Consider the following 22,889-nt stretch of genomic DNA (forward strand, 5'->3'; position numbering starts at 1 on the left):
AGGGCGGCCCGATCCGCCCCGACAACATGGACCTTCGGGATGCCGGATCTTGAACCACTTGGTCGGCGACGTCAGCCGGGCTGGCCCTGTGTCGCGCCCTTGCCCCCTCCATTCCGGGGATCGTTCAACGCCATTCAGCTAGGCGCAACATCCGTCTCGCAGCCCTCCCGGTCCTCCTGGATCTCCTGGGCAGTCCCCAAGGTGGGCAGCCACAGGGTCACCGTGGTGCCCACACCGCGCTCACTGCTCAGGCTCACCTGCCCGCCATGGAGCTCGACGATTTCCTTGACGATGGTCATGCCCAGCCCCGTGCCGGGGATCTTGCCCGAGGTGTCTGCCCGGAAGAACCGGTCGAACACCTTGCCCAGCTCCTCGGGTGTCATGCCCAGGCCTTGGTCGGTGATGCGGATGCCGCACTCCAGTTTGCCTGCGCGGTCGCGCCAAACCAGGTCCAGGGCGATCTCACCGCCATCGGGCGAGTACTTGTAGGCGTTGGACAGCACGTTGGTGATGGCCAGCGACAGCTTCTCGCGATCCGCATCGACCGCGATGGGCTCGGCCGGCAAGCTGACGTCCACCTTGCGGGGGTCGTTGTGCATCAGCAAACCGGCCACCGTGGCCTCGATGAGCGGTTGCAGTTGCAGGCGCTCGCGCTTGAAGTCCTTGCCCCGACGCGATTCGATGCGCGCCAGGTCCAGCAACTCGTTGACCAGGTTGATGAGCACCGAGGCCTGCCTGTGGATGGTCGAGAGCATGTCATTTCGGCGCTCGTCCGTGAACCGCCGCTTGAGCAGCAACTCCGTGAAACCGAAGATGCTGACCATGGGGGTTCGCAACTCGTGCGCGGCCATGGCCAGGAACTCGCTCTTCATGCGATCGACTTCCTGTTCGTGCGTGATGTCCCGGAAGTACATCACCGTCTCGTTGTCTTGCTCGTCTTGGCGCACGCGCCGCAACAAGGTGCGCGTGCACGGGGTGTGCAGGTGCAGCACCTCCCTGGTCGCGGAGGCAACGGTGTCACCCTCGCTGGCGGCCACGACACTGCCGTCTGCATCGAGCACCTCCCGTGAGCGGCAGCGCTCGAGCAACTGCTCCTCGAACACCGACAGCGACTGTCCTACCAGGTCAGCGGCGAGCATGCCCGTCATGCGCTCAAAGGCCGGGTTGACAATGCTGACCTCACCTCGCCTGTCCAGCACCACGAATCCGTCTGGGCTCAGCTCGAAGACCGCATTGAGCCGCTCCGTGCGCAGGTGCAGCACCTGCTCGGCCGCGATGCGGTCGGTGATGTCGGTGGCGACCCCGACGTAATGCGTCAACACCCCCTCCGAGCTGAGAACGGGCGAGATCGCCAGGTCGTTGTAGAACAGCTCGCCGCTCTTGCGGTAGTTGCGCACCACCACCTGGCAGGCGCGCCCCTCGCGGATGGCTTGCCGCATGACTTCGATGCCGGGTTGCTGCAGGTCGTCTCGCTGCAGCAATCGGCAGTTGTAGCCCAGCAGCTCGTGGGTCTCGTAGCCCGTGATCTGCTCGAACGCGTGGTTGGCATAAATCATCGGCTGGTTGGGCAAGGTCATCGAGACGATGACCACCCCGTCGGCAGATGAAGCGAGCGCGCGATCTCGCAACTCCAGCTCCTGCTCGGCCCACTTGGCGTCCGTGGTGTCGCGCACGATGAAGGTCTGGATGAGCTCGTCATCCACCATCGCGCGGCTGGCCGAGACCGCCACCGGGAAACTCACGCCCTCGTTGCGACGCCCGGTGCTCTCGTGCCCGATGACGCGGTTGGAGAACCCGCAGGTGTTGAACCAGTCGTCCAGGCTGCCATCGCCCAGCGAGGGCAGCACCAATTGAATGGGCTGCCCGATCAGCGACTCGATGGGCTGCCCAAAGATGCTGGTGACCGCCTGGTTGCACCAACGCACCTGTCCCTGTCTGTCGACCATGAGGATGGCGTCAGGCGCAGTGTCCATGACCGCCTGGTTGCGCGACTGCGTGCGCTGCAAGGCCATGCCCATGTCCCGCGCCATCTCTCGGGCTCGCAAGCGCGTCGAGATCAACATGAGGTAGCCATGCACGGCGGCCAGCGTGAACAGCAGGCCCAGGCCACAGGCGATCCAGATGCCGGCCTGACGCCCCAGCACTTCGTGCCAGGGCACGCTGACGGTTTGGGCCCACACACGCAGCTTCAGGTCGCTGCCTGCCGCATTCACCTGCGCGGGCGCCGACAAATCAGCCGAAGGCACCGCAGCCGAACCTGCAGGACCGTCCAGCATCACCTGCAGCGACACCTCGGCATCACCGCGGACGCCTGGGGCACCGCGGCCCTCGCCAAACAGCCAGTCACGCCAGACCGGGATGATCACCCAGCCCCGCGCCGGAGATTCAAGTCGGGTGGCCATCAACCACCCTCCAACGGCATCGGGCCGCCCGCCCAGGGCGCAAAACATGTGGCGTGCCTGAGCCTGTGCTCGTTGCAGGCAGGCAGCAGACGCGACAGCGCTCGATTCATCGAGGTCCAGCCTGCCCCCCAACATGTCGGCGTCCAGGTCTTCGCTGCGCACCACCGTCACACCGCCCACCGACCAGGTGCCATTGAGCACACCAGACAAGCGCACCTGTTCACGGGTCCAGTGAGCCACCTGATCGATCAGTGCTTGCTGCCGATCAAGCCGGGCTTGCACCGCCATCTGCTGCTGGTGAACCAGGGTCTGGAAAAAGCCTTGCTGCCTGTGCCGCTCGACCCACCACACCAGGCTGCCCGCCAGCCCGGTCATGAGCAGACCCACGAGCACGATCGCGATCAGGGCCTGGGACCTGGGGATGCGCCCCGTCCAGCGCTCAAGGCGATCCAGCGCCTTCAACAGCAAGGGCGGCAGGGGCTGATGACCTGGTTGGTCGGCCATGGCTTGCGCCTGGTGGTGCTTGGTTGGGTTGACTCAGGCAGCAGCACTCACCATGGCCTCGACCCGCTCGATCAACTCCAGTGGGCTGAAGGGCTTGACCAGGTAGGCGTCTGCACCTGCGGCTTCGCCTGCGGCGATGTCCGAGGCCTGCCCTCGAGCGGTGAGCATCACGACCTGAATCGACTGGAGCGAAGGATCCTGCTTGATGCGAGTGCAGACCTGGTAGCCGTCCAGCAGCCCGGGCATCATGACGTCCAGCAACATGATGGAGGGCTTGATGGCGCGGGCCATGTTCAGCCCGGTTTCGCCGTCGTTGGCCTCGTGGATTTCGAAGTCACCGAACTCCAGCGTCATGCGGATGAGTTTGCAGATGTCTGGCTGGTCTTCAACGATGAGGATGCGGTGGGCCATGAGGTGCTCCGTGAATGTGGGCGTCGTGTGGTGCTGTCCGGGTTCGGGGCGGCTGTTCCGGGTGTCAAGGTGCCTTCACTGCGGCGGGTGGCGTCGCTTCGCTGCCCTTGGCTCGCCGAGACATGCTGCGGTTCAAAAGCTCAGACATGTCGCGGGCGTAGCGATGCGCCTGCTCGACCGAGAGTTGGGCGTCCTGGGTGCTGGGCGCGCCGGCGGGCAACTCGAGCACGAAGTCCACCGAGTCGAACTCGTCCTCGATGCGCACGCAGCCACCGTGCTGCTCCAGGATGCGCTGGCTCAAAGCCAGGCCAATGCCCTGACGCGCCTCACCAGGCTTGGCCGAGTCACCGACGCCAAAAGGAACGAAGGCGCTGCGCCGTTCGTGCTGGGAGACAAACAGGCCCTGGTTGCGCGCCCGCACGATGACGCGGGTGCCCACGGCCTGGATGGACAGCTCGATCAGGTCACCCGACTGGGCACTGCGCACCGACTGCTCCAGGTACTCCGACATCGCCTTGCTCAACCAGTGAGCGCTGCCGTAGACGGCTGGCAATTCGTCGCTCAGGCCATTGGCGGACAGCGTGATGTTGCGCCCCCTGGCCATCGGCATGACCTCGCCCACGGCGCGGCGCAGCAGGTCGGACAGCAGGATGCGCTCGTCGCGCTGGATGGCGCTCTCGCCAAACACCGACACCAGGTCGCGCAACTTGCCCAGCTTCGTCGACAAGTTGCTGGCGTCTGCGACCAATGCGGCCAGCTCACCGGTTGCACCTTGCTGCTGCACGATCTGCGCGATCTTGGGCAGCTTCTGCGCCAGGGCCTCGATGGGATGGGCCATCTCCGCCTCGATGTAGCCGATGAGGTTCTCCAGCGCTTGCGAGTACCAACGCTCCTCGGAGACGTTGTTGAGCACCACCATCAGGTCGCTGCCGACCGGGGCACCGATCACCGCGGCACGGATGCTGTCGGGGTGGGCCTCTTGCGTGGTGAGCTCGAAATGAAAGGGCAGCTTGAGCATGCCCTGCCCGGCCGCCTTGACGGTGCGATCGGCCACCGGGTCCATCATGACCTGCCCCAACATCACCGGTGTCATCTGAACCGCCGCCTTGTTGGCGTAGCGCACCACGCCGTCGCGCTGCACCCAGACCACACCACTCTTGACCTGATCGAACAACAGTCTGAAGGCTTCATTCATGGTGGCGTCCTCGGATTTCTCAGGGTCAAGACACTCGTTGATGGAGCAACCAGCGCCCCACCCGCACCGCCACGCCCTCAGGCGAGACGGGCAATTGCATCAATTCAGCGCTGGCGGGCAAACCGCCCCGGCGCTTCAACTCAGCTTCGTCCAGGTGGCTCAGTGCCAGGATGCGCATGCCGGCGATCGACTCGCATCGCTCCAGCGTGCGCAACATCGCCAGGCCATCCATGCCGGGCAACTCCAGGTTGGTGATCAGCAGATCGGGGGCCTTCTGGCCGATTTGCAGCAGAGCCAGGTAGCCGGTTTCGGCAAAGCGCAGCTCGATGCTCGGCAAAAACGGCGCCAGGGCCTGCTCGCAACGCACCTGCCAGATGGGGTTGTCCGCCACCAGCAGCACGTCCCTTGGTCGCAGAACCGGGCCATTTGCGAGCGCTGGGGGGCGCTCCGCCTCGCTCACCGCGGCCTCTGCTTGGGCGTGGTCGCGATCACGCGCCCTGGCCTCGGCGCGCGAGGGGCGAGCCAGCGGCTCACCGCCCAGGCCCGTCGACAAAGCCAGGGCCTCGACCGCGTTGTGCGGGATGCGGCGGTGCCCGCCCGGTGTGCGCGCGGCCGGCAAGATGTCCGCCTCCACCCACAGCTGCACCGTTCGCAATGACACGCCCAGGCGCTGAGCGGCCTCTCGGGTGGTGAGCATTCGGGAACCAGGGCCCAGGGGGATCACTTGTGACATCTTCGCGAACTCCAAAGCGCTTGCTTGATCTGGCCTTGTTTTCGGCAACGGTTTCATTTTTGCAAGTTGAATCGCGCTCAGGAACGCCCAAGAGCGCACAAACATGGGGCAGCCGTGAACAAATGACGCTCCCGCGCCCGCTCGCAGCTGCGCTGGCCCGATGCCCGAGGATTCGGCACAATCGCCGCCCATGAGCAAGGCTTTCACCAAGGAACCCGACAGCGAGGACGACGACGACCTCGCCCTGCCCCCGCTGCCCGCGGGCACGCGCAACTACATGACGCCGCAGGGCTACCAGCGCCTGCGCACCGAGCTGCTCAACCTGATCGACATCGAGCGTCCGAAGATCGTGGAAATCGTGCACTGGGCCGCTTCCAACGGCGATCGCTCGGAAAACGGCGACTACATCTATGGCAAGAAACGCCTGCGCGAGATCGACCGCCGCATCCGCTTTCTGACCAAGCGCCTGGACATCGCCGAGGTGGCCGATCCCAGCCAGCACCATGGGCGCGACCAGGTCTTCTTCGGCGCCACGGTCACCTACGAAAACCAGTCGGGCGTGGCGCGCACCATCACCATCAAAGGCATCGACGAGGCCGACGCGCTGCAAGGTGAAGTCAGCTGGGTCTCGCCGATCGCCCGGGCGCTGCTCAAGTCACGCGAAGGCGACGAGGTCACGCTGATGACGCCGGGCGGCATCGAGAAGATCGAAGTGATCGAGGTGCGCTACCCGAAGCCGCAGACGGCGCACTGAGGCGCAACGAGCCAGGCCGACGGCTCAGGCGCGGCCCACGTGGCTCAAGTTCAAACGCGATCCACCTTGAGCACCACCGGGCAACGCCTGAGGGTGCGCATCACATCGGTGAGGTGCTCGGTGTCTCGCACGGCCACGGTGAGCTTGAGTTCGGCCGTCTCGCCCAGGCGCTCATCACCCATCTCGATGTGGGTGATGTCGGTCTCGGCGCTGCTGATGGACGCGGCCACCTGCGCCAGCACACCCTTGCCGTTGGTGACCAGCACCTTGATGACGGTCTCGAACAGGCGCGTGGGCTCATCCGACCAACTCACGTCGATCCAGCGCTCGCTGTCGCGCTCGAACAGGCGCTTGCCCACACCGCAAACCTGGGTGTGCACAACCAAACCTTCGCCGCGCCCCAGGTAGCCGGCGATCGGGTCACCCGGCACCGGGCAACAACACGATGCCAGCTGGACCGTGGCCCCCTCGCTGCCGTCGATGACCACGGCCGCGTTGGTCGGGCCCTCATCCGAGAAACGACCCAGCGTCAGCGTCAGCGCATCCGGCCGCTCGCCCTGCTCGACCATGCTCTGGGCCAGGCGCTTGGCGACCATCGTGGCGATCTTGCGGCCCAGGCCGATGTCGGCCAGCAGCTCGTCGCGCGTGCGGTTGCCGCCCCAGCGCGTGAGCGACTGCCACAAGGCGCCGGCATCGCCTTCGCTTTCCTCGCTGCCAGCCGGCATGGACAGGCCTTCGGCTCGCAGCGCCTGGCCCAGCAGCTTCTCGCCCAGGGCCAGCGACTCTTCCGCCTCCATGTTCTTGAGGTAGCTGCGGATCTTGGAGCGGGCCCGGCCCGTGCGCACGAAATTGAGCCAACCCGGGTTCGGGCGAGCGCTTGGCGCGGTGACGATCTCGACCACGTCACCCGATCGCAATTCGGTGCGCAACGCCACCGCCTCGCCATTGACCTTGGCCGACACGCAGCGGTCGCCCACGCCCGAGTGGATGGCATAGGCGAAGTCCACCGGCGTCGCGCCCTTGGGCAAAGCCACGATGCGCGACTTGGGCGTGAGCACGTACACCGACTCGGGGAACAGGTCGATCTTGAGGTGCTCGAGGAACTCGGCCGAATCGCGCGTCTCGTGCTGGATGTCGATCAGCGACTGCAGCCACACGGCACCTTCCTGCGGCGAAGCGTCGGGCTCAGCCCCCTCGCTCTCCTTGTACATCCAGTGCGCGGCAATGCCCTTTTCTGCCACGGCGTGCATGGCCTGCGAGCGGATCTGGAACTCCACCGCCGTGCCCACCGGGTTGACCAGCGTGGTGTGCAGCGACTGGTAGCCGTTGGCCTTGGGGATGGCGATGTAGTCCTTGAAGCGGCCGGGCAGCGGCTTGTAGAGCTGGTGCAGCACGCCCAGGGCGCGGTAGCAGTCCAGCAGCTCGCGCGTGACGATGCGAAAGCCGAAGATGTCGCTGACCTGGGCAAAGCTCAGGCGCTTTTCAACCATCTTGTTGTAGATGGAGAAAATCGTCTTCTCACGGCCGAACACCTCGACGTGCATCTCGGCATCGGTGAAAGCTCCGTCGACGTCCTTGCGGATGCGCTCGACCAGGTCACGGCGGTTGCCGCGTGTTTTCTTGACCGCCTTGGCCAGCACCCCGTAACGCCATGGGTTGATGTACTGGAAGGACAGCTCCTGCAGCTCGCGGTAAGTCTGGTTCAGACCCAGGCGGTGCGCGATCGGCACGTATATGTCGAGCGTCTCGCGGGCGATGCGCGCGCGCTTCGGAGCCGCCATGGCGTCCATGGTGCGCATGTTGTGCAGCCGGTCCGACAACTTGATGAGGATGACGCGCACGTCGCGCGCCATGGCCAGCAGCATCTTGCGGAAAGACTCTGCCTGCGACTCTTCCTTGGTGGAAAAGTGCAGCTTGTCCAGCTTGGTCAGGCCGTCCACGATCTCGGCCGTTGGCGCCCCGAAGCGCTCGATCAGCTCGATCTTGGTGACGCCGCAGTCCTCCATGGCGTCGTGCATGAGCGCGGCCATGATGGCCTGGGCATCGAGCTTCCAGTCGGCGCACAGGCCAGCCACCGCGATCGGGTGGGTGATGTAGGGCTCACCGCTGGCTCGGAACTGCCCCAGATGGGCCTCGTCCGCGAAGCGGTAAGCGTCACGCACCCGGCGGATGTCCGCCTCATCGAGGTAGTCGAGTTTGTGGGTGAGCGCGGCAAATGAAGCGGCTGCCGCATCGGTGACGGTGTTCATGCGCAAACTGTAGCGCGGATGCAAGGCCGCGGCGGCAGCAAGGCCCTCTTCGACCGCACCTTGAGCACACAAAACAAGCGAGCGCCCTCCGGTGCACAGCTTCTCCACGCAGGAATCGCGGCGACGATCAATGTGCAAGCTTGAGCGTGAGCACCCCGGAGACGATCAACAGCACCCCGACGTAACGCATCAACGTGGCTGGATCACCGTAACAATGCACCCCGACCACGAAGGTGCCTGTCGCCCCGATGCCGGTCCAGACCGCGTAAGCCGTCCCCATGGGCAACTGACGTTGCGCCATCCACAACAAGGCGCCACTGACCGCCATGAAGAGCACGGCGATCGCCACACCCAGCCAACGGGTACCCGGCTCCTGCGCCATCTTCAGGCCCACGGGCCAGCCAATTTCAAACAACCCGGCAAGGGTCAGGTAAACCCAGCTCATGTCACTGCTCCAGTTCGGTCAAACAGCCCCAGGGGGCCAGCTGCCAAAGCGGGCGCGCCCCCGAGGCACTCACGTCGTAAGGTGACTTTCGACGTCCTTGAAAAAATCATCCCAGTCCGACTGGGTGATGTCGGCCAGGCCCAGGTAACGCAGCAGGAAGATGCCTTCGGTGGCGAAAAAAGCCAGGCGCGCACGCCGCCCCTGCTCGCTCTGCAGGTCGAAGCCCTCGAAGTGCCGCGCGTACCACTCGCGGGCAAAGTTCAGTTGCTCCTTGGACTGCATCAGCGCCGCCAGCAAGCCGGCCGAGCGGGCGTTGAGGTCGTGGGAGATGGCGGTCAACCTCACGTGGTCCTTCGCGTCCTGAAACGGCGCAGGCGAATTCGGCAGGCGCCCAAGCGCCTCGTCGTAGCTCTCACCCCAGCGCTTGAGCATGGCGGTGACCAAGCCCTCCTTGGTGCCAAAGCAAGACTGGATGCCGCCCTTGGTGACACCCACTTCGCGCGATACCGACTCAAAGGTCAGGTGGCTGGCGCCTTGTTCGACGACGATGCGCTCGGCAGCGTCCAGCACAAGGGCTCGATCGATGGATTTGGGTCGGCTCATGCGATGCAGGCACCATCGGCGCCATTTGAATAAATATGTATGGATTCTAATTAGCTTATCCCAAAGGGTCAAGGCCGGCGCCTTTGCAGCGCGTGCGGGGCCCACCAGGCTGCAGCGCCAGCGCGCCAAAAACAAAAGCCCGCACGAAGCGGGCTGATGGGGTGTGAAGCGGGCCTGGTCGCGTCTGGCGCGACAGGCTGCAGGCGCTCAAACGCTCAGGTCGGGACCTTGCGCAGCATCTCCAGGCCAACCTGGCCAGCGGCGATTTCGCGCAGGGCGGTCACGCTGGGCTTGTTGCGCGACTCGATCTTGGGGGTGTGACCCTGGCTCAGCATGCGAGCGCGGTAGGTCGCGGCCAGCACCAGCTGGAAGCGGTTGGGGATCTTTTGCAGGCAGTCTTCGACGGTGATGCGGGCCATGTCAACTCCAGGAGGTGAACTCAGGTGGGGCCTGGTCAGACCAGGTGGAGAGCGCGGAACACGGCAGACTTGTTCCGGCGCTGAGCAGCGTATTTTAACCGCTGCGAGTGAACAATCGCCTTCAAATCGAACAAAGCCGATTCAAACAGGGCGTTGACCACGATGAAATCGAAATGCTGGGCCTGTTCGACCTCGACGCGCGCATTGGCCATGCGCACCTCGATCACGTCGGCCGTGTCCTCGCCACGTCGGTGCAAGCGCTGCAGCAGCTCTTCGTAGCTGGGCGGCAGGATGAACACCAGCACCGCGTACGGGAAGGTTTCCTTCATCTGCAGCGCGCCCTGCCAGTCGATCTCCAGCACGACGTCTTCGCCGCCCTTGATGCGCTCTTCGATGGCCTGGCGTGAGGTGCCGTAATGGTTGCCATGGACCTCGGCGTGCTCGAAAAAGTCACCCCGCTCGATCATGGCCTGGAACTCGTCCTTGGAGACGAACCAGTATTCGCGCCCGTGCTGCTCCTGACCGCGCGGCTGGCGCGTGGTGTGCGAGACGCTGACTTGCAGACGGGAGTCGAGCTCGAGCAGCGCCTTGACGAGGCTGGATTTGCCAGTGCCGCTGGGCGCAGACACCACGAAAAGGTTGCCGGGATAGTCCATGGAACGGGCCCAGGGACCGTTGGCACCGGTGTTCAGCCGGTCACAACAGCCCCTGCGAAGGAGGTTGGGAGCCAGGCAAGTCTACCCGCAACCGCCCTCCCCCGCCTCATAGCGGCCCACCCAACTCAGGGCGCAGGCGGGAAAATGCCCGGCCACCCGCCCATCCAGTGCACACAAAGCACCACGCCCAGGGTGATGGCGGCCATCAGCACGTAGCCCTTCCAGGGCGAGCGCTTCTCGGCGTAAGGGTCGGTGAGCGCGCGCTCGGCGCCATCGGGCAGCTTGGCCAGTTGGGTCAAGGCCGCACCAAACGGGATGTTGATGCGGGCGCGCGTGTTCACGGCCCAGCCGTTGGCATCGAGGATCGGCCCCAGGTTGCGGTTGCGCAGCTTGAAAAAGGCCATGGCCATGGACGGGCCCGAAATCAGCAGCATCAGGCCCAGGAGCGCCAGCGGCATCTGCCAGGCCTTGAGCCCCAGAAAGCCCGTGACCACGGCCGCCAAGGCCGTGCCGATGGCACCGATGGCCAGCCCCACCGCCGCGAAGATGCCCGCGAATTTGGCTGCATCCACGGGCGCGGGAGGCGCGGGCGGTGCTGCTTGCGCGGCCGGAGCAGCCGCACCCGCCGCGGCCTTCTCGCCAGCCTTGGCCACCGCCTGTGTCGTGAAGTCGGTCGAAGCCTGGGCCTTGCTGGCCGCGAACTTCTGCACCTGCTCGCCGATCAGGCGCGAAACCTTCTTGTAAGGCGTCCAGAAAGCCTGGCGGATGCTGATCGGGTGGTCGACGATCTTGACGATGGTGGCGTCCCAGTCGCGGCCCTGGCGATCGTAGAAAACGCCGTTTCGCCCGGCCATGAGCTGGTCGGCATCACCCGCTGTGATGGCTGCGGCAATCGTCAGCTTCTCCCCCGCCCGGCTGCACTCGCAGTAGGCCAGGTAAACGCCCGACAGCGTGGCCAGCGCGGCGTGCTTGCCCGAGTCCAGCACCTTCACGCACAGGTCGCTGCTGCGCCCATCGATGTAGAGCGTGCCGGCCTGGAAGCTGGCCTTGTCACGGCGGGTGTAGAAGTCCGTGAAAGCGACGAAGTTGTTGGCCAGCTTGGCGAGGTCGCGGGTGTAGCGCACCAGGCGCTCGACGTCACCGATCAACGCAGCCTCTTCGGCGGCGGCTTCGTCCTGGGTGACGAGGTCGAGCAAGCGCGACTTGACGTCGCCGGCCAGCAGTGCTGCCAGGGCCTCGGCATCGAGCTGGTCAAGCGGGGTTTCGGGGCGAGCGGCCTGCCAGGCCTCGAAGTCGGCGAAGCGCGCCACCAGGGCACGCCATTCGACTTCGCTCAGCTCGGCGCGGTCACCCAGCAGGGGCCGCACCACCTGTCGGTACAAGGCCTGCACGGCGGCCGCCCAGGCCGGGTTGAGCTTGTCGCTCAGGGGCAGGCTGGCGCCACTGCTCACATAGGCCAGCGGTAAGGTGGCGACGTCCTGGGTGCCAGCACCGCCACCGAGCAGCTGCGAGCCGATGCGTTGAAGGTCGTCCTCGCTGCCGTTGAGCAAGTTGGCGGCACGCGGGTCGAACGCCGCCAGTTGGCAACGCTGAAAGAAATCGTCGACCTTGGCGCGCACGGACTGCAGGACGGAGAAAACATCGGCAGCACTGGCCTCTTCGGGCAGACCGCTGACGGCTGCGCGCGCATCCTGTCGCCAGGCCTGCAACGCAGCACCTTCTTCAAAGAAGCGCTCGACCGTGGCGCGGTTGACCCCGGGCTCGCCACTGCGATCGGGCACGGCACCCAACCGGTCGATGAGCGTGGCGATGGCGGCTTGCAGGTCGTCGCTCAGGCCCTTGGCCGCGATGACACCGTCGCCATTGAAAGGCATGCCGCCGAAGATGCGGCCGATGTCGGTGCAATCTTCGACGCTGATGTGCGTGGCATCCGCCTTGCCCAGGCTGGCCAGGATGCGGCGCGTGGCGCCCAGCAGCTTGGCGTTGTCCTCGCCTTCCCCGTTGATGTCGACCAGCGCCAGCGCGCCAGCGCGAACCAGCACGTCAGGCGAGCGCAGACGGGCGATCGCCCAGTCGATGGCGGCGATGAGTTCTGGCGCGCGCACATGGCCGTCTGCGTCGGTGTCGACCAGGGCCAGGGTGGCGGCATCGAGCTCCACCCCCTGGGTCGGGCACGAGAGGGCCACCCAGAGTTTCTGGTCCAGCTCGGCCAGGTGGGCCAGGTCGGCTCCGGTGTCCAGGCGGACCTGGTCGAAGCCACCGGCTCGGAAAAAGCGCCAACGGTGCGTGCTCGATGTCATGGGGTCAGGCGGGAAATGGGTGAAGGAATTCACGCATTCTCACCGACCAGCGTGCATGACGCCATACGCCACGGGCACCATTGCATCAACCTGCACTCACTCGATGTTCTGCACCTGCTCGCGCATCTGCTCGATCAGCACCTTCATGTCCACCGAGATCTGGGTCAGCTCCAGCGCGGCAGCCTTGGAGCCCAGGGTGTTGGCCTCGCGGTGCAGCTCCTGGATCAGGAAGTCCAGGCGCTTGCCAACCTCACCGCCCTTTTTGAGCAGGCGGCCGATCTCGTCGAGGTGGGCTTTGAGGCGCTGCAGCTCTTCGTCGACATCGATGCGCAACGCGTAGGCCGCGGCCTCCTGCAGAGCGCGCTCTTGCGCGGCTTCGGGCGTGACGCTGCCCCCCACGGCCTGCAGGGCTTCGGTGTACTTCTGAACGAACCGCTCTTGCTGGCGTTGCACGGCCTGGGGCACCAGGGGCTGGGCCTGCTCGGCCAGGTTCTTCAGCCCGTTGAGCTTTTCCTTGAGCACACCGACCAGGCGGGCGCCTTCGCGCTCACGCGCCTCGATCAGGGCGGCGATGGCCTGTCGGGTGGCTTCGAGGGCGGCGTCTTCCAGGCGCACCGAGGGAGCGGCCGCGCGACACCAGTTGAGCACCTCGTTGACCGACAGCGGCTGCGACTTGGGCAACCAGTTCTGCACGGTTCCCTCGAGGCGGGCCAGGGTGTGGAGCTGTTCAGGTTGGGGCTGGGGCCAGCCAGCGTCGGCGGCGCGCTGGGGCTGCATGCGCAGCTCGATCTTGCCGCGCTTGAAGGCGGCGGTCAGCAGGTCGCGCAGGGCAGGCTCCAGGGCGCGGAACTCGTCGGCCAGCTTGAAGCTCAGGTCCAGGAAACGGCTGTTGACCGAGCGCAGTTCGGCGCTCACCGCCCCCGATGCCGTCTTGCGTGACGCATTCGACGCTTCCGAGTCGTCCGTGTTTTCACCGACGTGGTCGGGTGCCGACGCGACCGCGCTGGCAAAGCCGGTCATGGAGTAGACTGACATGGATCTATTTCACCCAGATAAAACACGATTATGTCAAAGCCGAAACCCGCTCCGTTGCCCTCGGGCACCGTCGTGGGCGGCTACCAGATCGTCAAGAAGCTTGCCGCAGGCGGTTTCGGCGTGGTCTACCTCGCTGAAGACCCGGAAAAGCGCCTGGTCGCCCTCAAAGAGTACCTGCCTGCCTCGCTGGCCGAACGTTCGGCCGGTGAGCTCATTCCCCGCGTCAAGCCCGACAAGCAGCCACTCTACCGCCTGGGGCTGAAAAGTTTCTTCGAAGAAGGCCGCTCGCTGGCCCAGATCGCCCACCCGAGTGTGGTGTCGGTGCTGAACTTCTTCCGCGAGAACGAAACCGTCTACATGGTGATGAACTACCTCCAGGGCGACACCCTGCAGGACTTCATCGTCACCGCGCGCGACCTCAAGCGCGACAAGGTGTTCCGCGAATCGACCATCCGCAGCCTCTTCGACGAGATCCTGCGAGGCCTGCGCATCGTGCATCAGCACAAGATGCTGCACCTGGACATCAAGCCGGCCAACATCTTCATCACCAACGACAACCGGGCCGTGTTGCTGGACTTTGGCGCCGCGCGCGAGGTGCTGAGCAAGGAAGGCAACTTCATCCGCCCGATGTACACGCCGGGCTTTGCCGCCCCCGAGATGTACCGCCGCGACGGCTCTCTCGGCCCCTGGACGGACATCTACGCGATCGGGGCCTGCATCTACGCCTGCATGCAGGGCTACCCGCCCAACGACGCGCCGCAGCGCCTCGAAAAAGACCGCCTGAGCCTGTCGCTCTCGCGCCTGCGCAACGTCTACTCGGACAACCTCATCGAGGTCACCGAGTGGTGCATGTCCCTTGACCCGCTGGCCCGTCCGCAGAGCGTCTTCGCGCTGCAAAAGGAGCTCGCGCGTGAAACCGAACGCCGCTACTCCAAGCTCACTTTCTCCGAGCGCGTGAAGCTGCAACTCGAAAACCTCAAGTCCGGTGCGAAGGCATGAGATTCTCCGTCTACCAGATCAGCCGCAAGGGCGGCCGTGAAAAGAACGAAGACCGCATGGGCTACTGCTACACGCGGGACTCAGGTCTGTTCGCCCTCGCCGATGGCATGGGTGGCCACCCCGAGGGCGAGATGGCTTCGCAGCTCGCCTTGCAGACCATGGCGGCCCTGTACCAGCGCGACGCCAAGCCTCGCCTGGCCGACCCGATCCGCTTCCTGCAGGACGCCATCATGGCGGGCCACCACCAGCTGCTGCGCTACGCCAGCGAGCGCGGCCTGATGGACACGCCCCGCACCACCATCGTCGCCTGCATCATGCAGGGCAACACGGCCTACTGGGCACATTGCGGCGACTCGCGCCTGTACTTCGTGCGCGGCGACAAACTCATCGCCCGCACGCGCGACCACTCCTACTCCGAGTTGCAGAACACGCTGTCCTCGGTGGTGCCGCTCAACGAGCGCTACAACCGCAACGTGCTCTTCACCTGCCTGGGCAGCCCGGGCAAGCCGGTGGTCGATACCGCCGGCCCGCTGGTGCTGCAAGAAGGCGACCGCATCATGCTGTGCTCCGACGGCCTGTGGGGCACGGTTGAAGACGACGCCATCACCCAGAACCTGGCCACGCGCACCATCTCCGACGCCGTGCCCGAACTGGTCGAGATGGCCCTGCGCAATGGCGGCGCCAAGTGCGACAACGTGACGGTGCTGGCCATGGAGTGGGAATCGGCCGCCAACGACGAACAACCTGGCGTGAGCACCGACAGCCTGGGCGACGAGGTGTTCGCCTCGACCATCCAGGCCAGCGTGGGCAACACCGGCACCCCGGGCGACAATGTCGAGGTCGACGACCTGGACGAGGCCGAAATCGAACGCTCCATCCGCGAGATCAACGAAGCCATCCGGCGCTCGTCGGCCAGTGCCGCAGCCAAAAAAACGACCTGATTTGAACCGATTGAATCAGGCCTGATCTCATCATGACCCTCGGCGGCCGGCTCGCAAAGCCACCCGCCCCTCTCACCGGCCCGGGCACCCGCTTCGGGCCTTTGCTTTTCACCGTCACCCCTTTTTCACGGACCCCACCATGGCCTACAACCGCCCCCACGGTCGCGCGCTCGACAGCCTGCGTCCCCTGACCATCACCCGCGGCTACACCATCCACGCCGAAGGCTCGGTGCTCATCTGCTTTGGCGACACGAAGGTCTTGTGCACGGCCTCCGTCGAAGAGAAGGTGCCGCCGCACAAGCGCGGCAGCGGCGAAGGCTGGGTGACAGCCGAGTACGGCATGCTGCCCCGCTCGACCCACACCCGCAGCGACCGCGAGGCCGCGCGCGGCAAGCAAAGCGGCCGCACGCAGGAGATCCAGCGCCTGATCGGCCGCAGCCTGCGTGCCGTGGTCGACCTGGCCAAGCTGGGTGAGCGCTCCATCGTCATCGACTGCGACGTCATCCAGGCCGACGGCGGCACCCGCACCGCGGCCATCACCGGCGCCTACGTGGCCCTGGCCGATGCCGTCAAGGGCCTGATCGCCCAAGGCAAGATCAGCGAAAGCCCCATCCTCAACCCGGTGGCCGCCATCAGCGTGGGCATCGTCGAAGGCACGCCGCTGCTCGACCTCGAATACATCGAGGACTCGGCCTGCGACACCGACATGAACGTCGTCATGACTGGCGCAGGCCACTACGTGGAAGTGCAAGGCACGGCCGAAGGCGTGGCCTTCACCCGCGCCGAGATGGACCAACTGCTGGCCTTGGCCGAAAAGGGCATCCGCGAACTCGTGGCCGCCCAGGCCGCTGCCCTAGCGCAAGCATGAACAACCCAGGCAGGCTCAACGCGTGATCGCCATGGGCACGCCTGAGCATCCTGCCCTGCCTCACTGACCTGCCAGCCTTCCGAAAGCCCCGAGCATGAGCAAGCGACTGATCCTCGCCTCCAACAACGCCAAAAAGCTCAAGGAGCTGCAGGCCCTCATCGCCCCGCTCGGGGTCGAGCTGGTGACACAGGGCAGCCTGGGCATCCCTGAGGCCGAAGAGCCGCACATCACCTTCGTCGAGAACGCGCTGGCCAAGGCCCGCCATGCCGCCGCCGCAGCGGGTGGGCCGGCGCTGGCCGATGACTCCGGCCTGTGCGTGGATGCGCTGGGCGGCGCGCCGGGCGTTCGCTCCGCTCGCCACGCGGTGGATGCCGGCCGCATCGCCGAAGGCCTGCCGCGCGAACAGATCGACCAGGCCAACAACGCGTGGCTGCTGACGCAGATGAAGGGCCAGGCTCAGCGTGGCGCCCACTTCACCTGCCTGCTGGTGGCCGTGCGCCACGCCGAAGATCCCGAGCCCTTGATCGCCGAGGGCCAGTGGCGCGGTGAATTGCTCGACGCACCACAAGGCGCACACGGCTTCGGCTACGACCCGCTGCTGTGGATCGCTTCGCACGGCCACAGCGCCGCCGAGCTCGATCCGGCCATCAAGAACGCCATCAGTCACCGCGCACTCGCCTGTCAGCATTTGCTGGCGCTCATGCGCGCGCGCTGGGGCCTCGATGGCGGCGCTGCAACGTCGGCCTGGCCCTGGCAACACTGAGCACCCCGAGGCAACGCCATGATCACCCTGCAACGCCCAGGCGCGCTGACGGCCCTGCCACCGCTGTCGCTGTACGTGCACCTGCCCTGGTGCCTCAAGAAATGCCCGTACTGCGACTTCAACTCACACGAGCTGCGCGGTGATGCCGACGAGCGCGCACCGCTGGAGTCCCGCTACCTCGACGCCCTGCGCGCGGACCTCGAAGCCGCACTGCCCCAGATCTGGGGCCGCCGCGTGCACACCATCTTCATCGGTGGTGGCACGCCCAGCCTGTTCTCGCCCGAGGCCATCGACCGCCTGCTGGCCGACATCCGCGCGCGCCTGCCGCTCGAGCCCGGCTGCGAGGTCACGCTGGAAGCCAACCCCGGCACCTTCGAGCGCGACCGCTTCAAGGCCTTCCGCCAGGCCGGCGTCACGCGCCTGTCGATCGGCGTGCAGAGCTTCGACGACGCCAAGCTCAGGTCCCTGGGCCGCGTGCACGACCGCGCGCAAGCGATCGCTGCGGTCGAAGAAGCCCAGCGCTGCTTCGACACCTTCAACCTCGACCTGATGTACGCCCTGCCCGGCCAGACCATGGCCGAGCTGCAGGCCGACCTCGATCAGGCACTGGCCTTCGCGCCGCCGCACCTCTCGCTCTATCACCTGACGATGGAGCCCAACACCGTCTTCGGCAGCCGCCCACCTGCCAACCTGCCCGACGACGACACCGCCTTCGACATGCTCGACCTGCTGACCGCAGGCACCACCGCGGCAGGTCTGCAGCGCTATGAGGTCTCGGCCTACGCGCGCCCTGGCCACCACTGCGAGCACAACCTCAACTACTGGCAGTTCGGCGACTACCTGGGCATCGGCGCAGGCGCGCACAGCAAGATCAGCTTCCCGGACCGCATCGTGCGACAGGTGCGCTGGCGCGAGCCGAACACCTACATGGACCAGGCCGCGCAAGGCCAGGCCACCTCGAACGAACACGATGTCGGCCTGTCGGCGCGCCCCTTCGAGTTCATGATGAATGCGCTGCGCTTGAAGGACGGCTTCGAGCTGCAGCGCTTTGCCGAGCGCACGGGCCTGACGCTGGCCAGCATCCAGAAACCGCTGGCCGAAGCCGAGGCCAAAGGCCTGCTGCAACGCGACCTGGCGCGCGCCTGGCCCACCGACAAGGGCTTCGACTTCCTGAGCGACCTGCAGGCCCTCTTTCTCAACGAGTGAGCTTCAACGAAGGCCCTTGGGCCCATCACTGTCGCACCAGGCAAGGCAGGCAAGTGCCTCGACAAACAAAAAAGCCGCTGGCTTTCACCAGCGGCTTTTTCATTCAGCAACCTGAAGCAGATCAGGCGGCCTTCTTCTCGTCGCGCAGTTCGCGGCGCAGGATCTTGCCCACGTTGGTCTTGGGCAGGTCGTTGCGGAACTCGACGTACTTGGGGCACTTGTAGCCGGTCAGCTGCTCGTGGCAGTAAGCCTTGAGCTGTGCTTCGGTCAGCGTGCTGTCCTTGCGCACCACGAACAGCTTGACGGCCTCACCAGACTTCTCGTCCGGCACACCCACGGCCGCACACTCCATCACGCCAGGGTGCAGGTTCACCACCTGCTCGACCTCGTTGGGGTACACGTTGAAGCCCGAGACCAGGATCATGTCCTTCTTGCGGTCCACGATCTTGACCTGGCCCGAGGCGTCCATGATGCCGATGTCGCCCGTGCGGAAGAAGTTGTCGGCGGTCATGACCTTGGCGGTCTCATCGGCACGCTGCCAATAACCGGCCATCACCTGCGGACCGCGGATGGCGATCTCGCCCACGGCGCCAATTTCCAGGTGGTTGCCATCGTCGTCCAGGATCGCCACTTCGGTCGAAGGCAGCGGGTAGCCGATCGAGCCGTTGAACTCGGTGTTGTCCAGGCGGTTGGCCGTGGCCACCGGCGAGGTCTCCGACAGGCCATAGCCTTCAACGATGGCACAACCCGTGACCTTCTTCCACTTCTCTGCGGTGGCTTGCTGCACGGCCATGCCGCCGCCCATTGACACCTTGAGGCCAGAGAAGTCCAGCTTGATGAAATCGGGGTGATTGGCCAGCGCGTTGAACAGCGTGTTCACAGCGGGGAACTGGTTGATCTTGTACTTGCCCAGCGTCTTGATCACGGCCGGCAGGTCACGCGGGTTCGGGATCAGGATGTTCATGCTGCCCATGCGAGCGCCCATGAAGTAGCACACCGTCAGCGCGAAGATGTGATACAGCGGCAAAGCGCACACAGCCACCAGCGGCTGGTTGCCCAGCTTGCTCAGCTCAGGCTTGAACCAGGCTTCGTTCTGCAGGATGTTGGCCACGACGTTGCTGTGCAGCAGCGTGGCGCCCTTGGAGACGCCCGTGGTGCCGCCGGTGTACTGCAGGAAGGCCACATCGCTGGGCTGCATGTTCGGGCGGCTGTACTTGGCCGAAGCACCCTTGGCCAATGCGTCCTTGAAGGACACCACCTTGACCGAGCCGGTGGGCAGGCTGAAAGCCGGCACCATCTTCTTGACGTGGCGCACCACGAGGTTCACCAGCGCGCCCTTGAGGAAGGGCAGCAGGTCGCCCATGGCGGCCAGCACCACGGTCTTGACCGGCGTGCGCGCGATGACTTCCTGCAGCGTGGTCGCGAAGTTCTCCAGGATCACGATGGCTTCTGCGCCAGAGTCCTTGAGCTGGTGCTCGAGTTCACGCGGGGTGTAGAGCGGGTTGACGTTGACCACCACGTAGCCGGCACGCAGCACCGCAGCAATCGCCACCACATATTGCGGCACGTTGGGCATCATCAGCGCGATGCGTGCACCTTTGGCCAGCCCCAAGGACTGGAAGTAGGCCGCCAAGGAGCGCGAGAGCTCATCGACCTGCTCGAAGGTCCAGTGCACGTCCATGAACGCGGCCATGTCGCGCTTGGCGTGCTGTTTGAAAGCCTGATCCAGCAGATCGACCAGCGAGTTGTACTCGCCCAGGTTGATGGTTGCGGGCACGCCGGGCTCATAGCTGGCCAGCCATGGTTGAGAAGTCGTCATTTGTCTTCCTCTGATGGGTCGATGGAGGCAGGACTGTCACCAAGCGTGACAGTCTGAAACTGGAGCGTTGTTCGCTGCATGGATTCTGCAACATTCGCGACTAAGGGTTTTCCCGAGACCGCACACGCCGTGATCGTTGTTTGAAACGCCGATGACCATTGAACACGGTATCGGCGGCGTCGCGCTCAGGGTATGTGTGAACCCTGTCACGGGCACAATCTTCGGCTGATTTGACTCAGAATGTTTTCACCTTGGCGCCCCCACAGATGAGACAGATTCGACATGGCTGACCGCGAGATTGACCACCCCCTCACCCCCAAGCGACGCTGGTTCCTCAAGACCGCGTTGGCCATCGGCGCCGTTGGTGCGTCGCTCGGCGGCCTGGTTTACTGGCACCGCGGCATGGCCGATGACAAGCTGACCGAACATGGCCGCGATGTGCTGCGCGGACTCGCCATCGGCATGGTCGGCCCCATGCTGCCCACCGATGCCAAGGCCCGCGAGGCGGCACTCGAAGTCCACCTTGAACGCGTCGAAGTGTTCTTGAACGGCCTGCCCACCTTCCTCAAGGGACAGATCGGTGCCGTGCTGGGCCTGCTGGGCAACCTGCCCACACGCAAGATGCTCACTGGCCTGGGCAAGCGCTGGAGCGAAGCCTCTGAAGCCGAGATCGCCGACGCGATCGAGACCATGCGCTTGAACCCGCTGCCCACCACACGTCTGACTTACCAGGTGGTCCGTTCGGTGACCTGCATGGTCTTTTTCTCCAACTCCGCCAACTGGTCCTTGACCGGCTACCCAGGCCCTGTCGAACTATGAGCAAACTCCCCGATCCCTTCCGCGAAGGCCTGGCGCGTGGCTGGAAAGCCACCAATGGCGAGGCGGGACTGCCCCAAGAGATTCAGTGCGACGTGGCCATCGTGGGCTCTGGCGCCGGCGCCGGCATCACCGCTGAATTGCTGACCAAGGCTGGCCTGGATGTCGTCCTGATCGAAGAAGGCCCGCTGAAAACCAGCTCGGATTTCAACCAGAAAGAATCCGAGGCCTACGCCAGCCTGTACCAGGAAGGCGCAGGTCGCCGCACCATGGACGGTGCGCTCACCTTGCTGCAGGGCCGCTGCGTGGGCGGCACCACGGTCATCAACTGGACCAGCTCCTTCCGAACGCCCGCCAGCACCCTGGGCTACTGGCAGGACAAGTTCGGCCTGAAAGACTTCAGCGAAGCCGCCATGGCGCCCTGGTTCGATCAAGCCGAAAAGCGCCTGAACGTGCACAAGTGGGACATCCCCCCCAACCCCAACAACGAGTTGCTGCGCACCGGCGCGCACAAGCTCGGCATCTCAGCCGAGGTGATCCCGCGCAACGTCAAGACCTGCTACAACCTCGGCTCTTGCGGCATGGGATGCCCGACGAATGCCAAGCAGTCGATGCTGGTGACCACGATCCCAGCTGCCCTCGAAACAGGCGCACGGCTGTTTCACCAGACCCGAGCCCAGCGCTTCGAATTCGATGGCAACCGCGTGACGGGCCTGGAGTGCGTGGGCATCCGCATCAACGGCACCCGCACGTCCGACCAGGTCATGCGCGTCAAGGCTCGCCATTACGTGGTCTCCGGCGGCGCCATCAACTCGCCCGCGCTGCTCAAGCGCTCCGACGCCCCGGACCCGCACGGCCTGCTGGGCAAGCGCACCTTCCTGCACCCAGTGGCGTTTTCCAACGGCGTCTACAAGGAGCGCGTGGAAGGCTGGAGCGGCGCGCCGCAGTCCATTTACTCCGATCACTTCGTGCACAACGCGCCGTTTGATGGCCCGATCGGCTACAAGCTGGAAGCCACCCCCATCCACCCGGGCCTGATGTCCGTGCTGATGGGCGGCTACGGCAAGGCCCTGGCCGAGCGCGTCGAAAACTACCCGCACACGCAAACGATGCTGTCGCTCATGCGCGATGGTTTCCACCCCGAGTCCGAAGGCGGAACGGTGCTGCTCAACGTCGATGGCATGCCGCTGCTCAACTACGTGATGAGCGACTACGTGCTGGCCGGCTTCAAGCAGTCCTTGCTGACCATGGCCGAAATCCAGTTCGCAGCTGGTGCCACCAAGGTGTTGCCGCTGCACGAACAAGGCCGCTACTACACCAGCTGGGCCGAGGCCAAGGCCGCCATCGAGGCCTTCGAGATGAAGGCGTACTACGTCGGCGGCGGCAGCGCCCACATCATGGGCGGGTGCGGCATGGGCGGCTCAGAAAAGCTCGGCGTGGTGCGGCCGGACGGCGTGCACTGGCAGATCGAGAACCTCTCGGTGCACGACGGATCGATCTTCCCCACCAGCATTGGCGCCAACCCGCAACTCTCGATCTACGGCATCGTCAACCGCATGGCCACGCAACTGGCCAAGCGGCTGAGCGACAAGGACGTGGCACTGGCCTGACGCGCACGCAGGCCTCAGCCGAGGCATTCCAGTACCCAAGGCGACCCATGAGGTCGCCTTTTTCATGCCCGAAGGTCACGAGGACGACCAAACGCCCTCAAGCCACCTTCAGCACGCGAGCAAGCCTCCCGTCCCAAAAAGAAAAAGCCCCACAGCTGCCT

20 protein-coding genes are annotated in these 22,889 nt (G+C 65.3%); 8 read left to right on the forward strand and 12 right to left on the reverse strand.

Features of this window, described 5'->3' with window-relative positions; genetic code table 11:
• Nucleotides 1-134: 134 nt before the first annotated feature.
• The 4 genes from ABG80_RS13215 to ABG80_RS13230 form a co-directional block, all read right to left on the reverse strand.
• On the reverse strand, nt 135-2,906 hold the full coding sequence (locus tag ABG80_RS13215; protein WP_058088062.1) for a PAS domain-containing sensor histidine kinase: 2,772 nt from the start codon (nt 2,904-2,906) through the stop codon (nt 135-137).
• Between the two features lie 33 nt (nt 2,907-2,939).
• Nucleotides 2,940-3,317, reverse strand: a complete 378-nt coding sequence (locus ABG80_RS13220) for a response regulator transcription factor (protein WP_058088063.1) — start codon at nt 3,315-3,317, stop codon at nt 2,940-2,942.
• Between the two features lie 64 nt (nt 3,318-3,381).
• Complete coding sequence (locus tag ABG80_RS13225; RefSeq protein WP_058088064.1) at nt 3,382-4,512, reverse strand: sensor histidine kinase; 1,131 nt, start codon at nt 4,510-4,512, stop codon at nt 3,382-3,384.
• Between the two features lie 25 nt (nt 4,513-4,537).
• Nucleotides 4,538-5,209, reverse strand: a complete 672-nt coding sequence (locus ABG80_RS13230) for an excisionase family DNA-binding protein (RefSeq protein ID WP_058088065.1) — start codon at nt 5,207-5,209, stop codon at nt 4,538-4,540.
• A 226-nt stretch (nt 5,210-5,435) separates the two neighbouring features.
• Between ABG80_RS13230 and greB the strand changes: the two genes are divergently transcribed.
• The gene (gene greB / locus ABG80_RS13235) at nt 5,436-5,999 is read left to right on the forward strand and encodes a transcription elongation factor GreB (RefSeq protein WP_058088205.1); all 564 of its coding nucleotides are present in this window, start codon (nt 5,436-5,438) and stop codon (nt 5,997-5,999) included.
• A gap of 50 nt (nt 6,000-6,049) precedes the next feature.
• Here greB and ABG80_RS13240 read toward each other — a convergent pair whose 3' ends face one another.
• The 7 genes from ABG80_RS13240 to ABG80_RS13270 form a co-directional block, all read right to left on the reverse strand.
• The gene (locus ABG80_RS13240) at nt 6,050-8,248 is read right to left on the reverse strand and encodes a RelA/SpoT family protein (RefSeq protein ID WP_083506097.1); all 2,199 of its coding nucleotides are present in this window, start codon (nt 8,246-8,248) and stop codon (nt 6,050-6,052) included.
• A 127-nt stretch (nt 8,249-8,375) separates the two neighbouring features.
• Nucleotides 8,376-8,693: a DMT family transporter gene (locus tag ABG80_RS13245; RefSeq protein ID WP_058088066.1), complete on the reverse strand. Its 318-nt coding sequence runs from the start codon at nt 8,691-8,693 to the stop codon at nt 8,376-8,378.
• Nucleotides 8,694-8,762: 69 nt separating this feature from the next.
• Entirely contained in the window at nt 8,763-9,296 is a 534-nt protein-coding gene (locus tag ABG80_RS13250) for a TetR/AcrR family transcriptional regulator (protein WP_058088067.1), read from the reverse strand.
• 215 nt (nt 9,297-9,511) lie between these two features.
• A complete protein-coding gene (rpoZ, locus tag ABG80_RS13255; protein ID WP_058088068.1) occupies nt 9,512-9,715 on the reverse strand; it encodes a DNA-directed RNA polymerase subunit omega in 204 nt (67 codons plus the stop codon).
• Nucleotides 9,716-9,750: 35 nt separating this feature from the next.
• The gene (gene gmk, locus ABG80_RS13260; RefSeq protein WP_058088069.1) at nt 9,751-10,371 is read right to left on the reverse strand and encodes a guanylate kinase; all 621 of its coding nucleotides are present in this window, start codon (nt 10,369-10,371) and stop codon (nt 9,751-9,753) included.
• Between the two features lie 125 nt (nt 10,372-10,496).
• Nucleotides 10,497-12,671, reverse strand: coding sequence for a hypothetical protein (locus ABG80_RS13265; RefSeq protein WP_058088070.1), 2,175 nt, complete (start codon nt 12,669-12,671; stop codon nt 10,497-10,499).
• A 96-nt stretch (nt 12,672-12,767) separates the two neighbouring features.
• Nucleotides 12,768-13,706, reverse strand: a complete 939-nt coding sequence (locus ABG80_RS13270; protein WP_058088071.1) for a YicC/YloC family endoribonuclease — start codon at nt 13,704-13,706, stop codon at nt 12,768-12,770.
• Between the two features lie 30 nt (nt 13,707-13,736).
• Here ABG80_RS13270 and ABG80_RS13275 point away from each other — a divergent pair, with 30 nt between their 5' ends.
• From ABG80_RS13275 to hemW, 5 genes are all read left to right on the forward strand, one after another.
• Complete coding sequence (locus tag ABG80_RS13275; protein WP_058088072.1) at nt 13,737-14,705, forward strand: serine/threonine protein kinase; 969 nt, start codon at nt 13,737-13,739, stop codon at nt 14,703-14,705.
• A complete protein-coding gene (locus ABG80_RS13280; RefSeq protein WP_058088073.1) occupies nt 14,702-15,646 on the forward strand; it encodes a PP2C family protein-serine/threonine phosphatase in 945 nt (314 codons plus the stop codon). Before ABG80_RS13275 ends, ABG80_RS13280 begins: the two co-directional genes overlap by 4 nt.
• 139 nt (nt 15,647-15,785) lie before the next feature.
• Complete coding sequence (rph, locus tag ABG80_RS13285) at nt 15,786-16,514, forward strand: ribonuclease PH (RefSeq protein ID WP_058088074.1); 729 nt, start codon at nt 15,786-15,788, stop codon at nt 16,512-16,514.
• A 94-nt stretch (nt 16,515-16,608) separates the two neighbouring features.
• Nucleotides 16,609-17,277, forward strand: a complete 669-nt coding sequence (rdgB, locus tag ABG80_RS13290) for an RdgB/HAM1 family non-canonical purine NTP pyrophosphatase (RefSeq protein WP_058088075.1) — start codon at nt 16,609-16,611, stop codon at nt 17,275-17,277.
• 18 nt (nt 17,278-17,295) lie between these two features.
• Nucleotides 17,296-18,483, forward strand: coding sequence for a radical SAM family heme chaperone HemW (hemW, locus tag ABG80_RS13295; RefSeq protein ID WP_058088076.1), 1,188 nt, complete (start codon nt 17,296-17,298; stop codon nt 18,481-18,483).
• A gap of 121 nt (nt 18,484-18,604) precedes the next feature.
• Here hemW and ABG80_RS13300 read toward each other — a convergent pair whose 3' ends face one another.
• On the reverse strand, nt 18,605-20,302 hold the full coding sequence (locus tag ABG80_RS13300; protein ID WP_058088077.1) for a long-chain-fatty-acid--CoA ligase: 1,698 nt from the start codon (nt 20,300-20,302) through the stop codon (nt 18,605-18,607).
• Between the two features lie 282 nt (nt 20,303-20,584).
• Between ABG80_RS13300 and ABG80_RS13305 the strand changes: the two genes are divergently transcribed.
• Together ABG80_RS13305 and ABG80_RS13310 are read left to right on the forward strand one after the other, a co-directional pair.
• The gene (locus ABG80_RS13305; protein WP_058088078.1) at nt 20,585-21,121 is read left to right on the forward strand and encodes a hypothetical protein; all 537 of its coding nucleotides are present in this window, start codon (nt 20,585-20,587) and stop codon (nt 21,119-21,121) included.
• Complete coding sequence (locus ABG80_RS13310; RefSeq protein ID WP_058088079.1) at nt 21,118-22,728, forward strand: GMC family oxidoreductase; 1,611 nt, start codon at nt 21,118-21,120, stop codon at nt 22,726-22,728. Before ABG80_RS13305 ends, ABG80_RS13310 begins: the two co-directional genes overlap by 4 nt.
• Nucleotides 22,729-22,889: the final 161 nt, after the last annotated feature.

It is taken from the genome of Aquabacterium parvum (assembly GCF_001447195.1).
GTDB classification, from domain to species: Bacteria; Pseudomonadota; Gammaproteobacteria; order Burkholderiales; family Burkholderiaceae_C; genus Aquabacterium; species Aquabacterium parvum.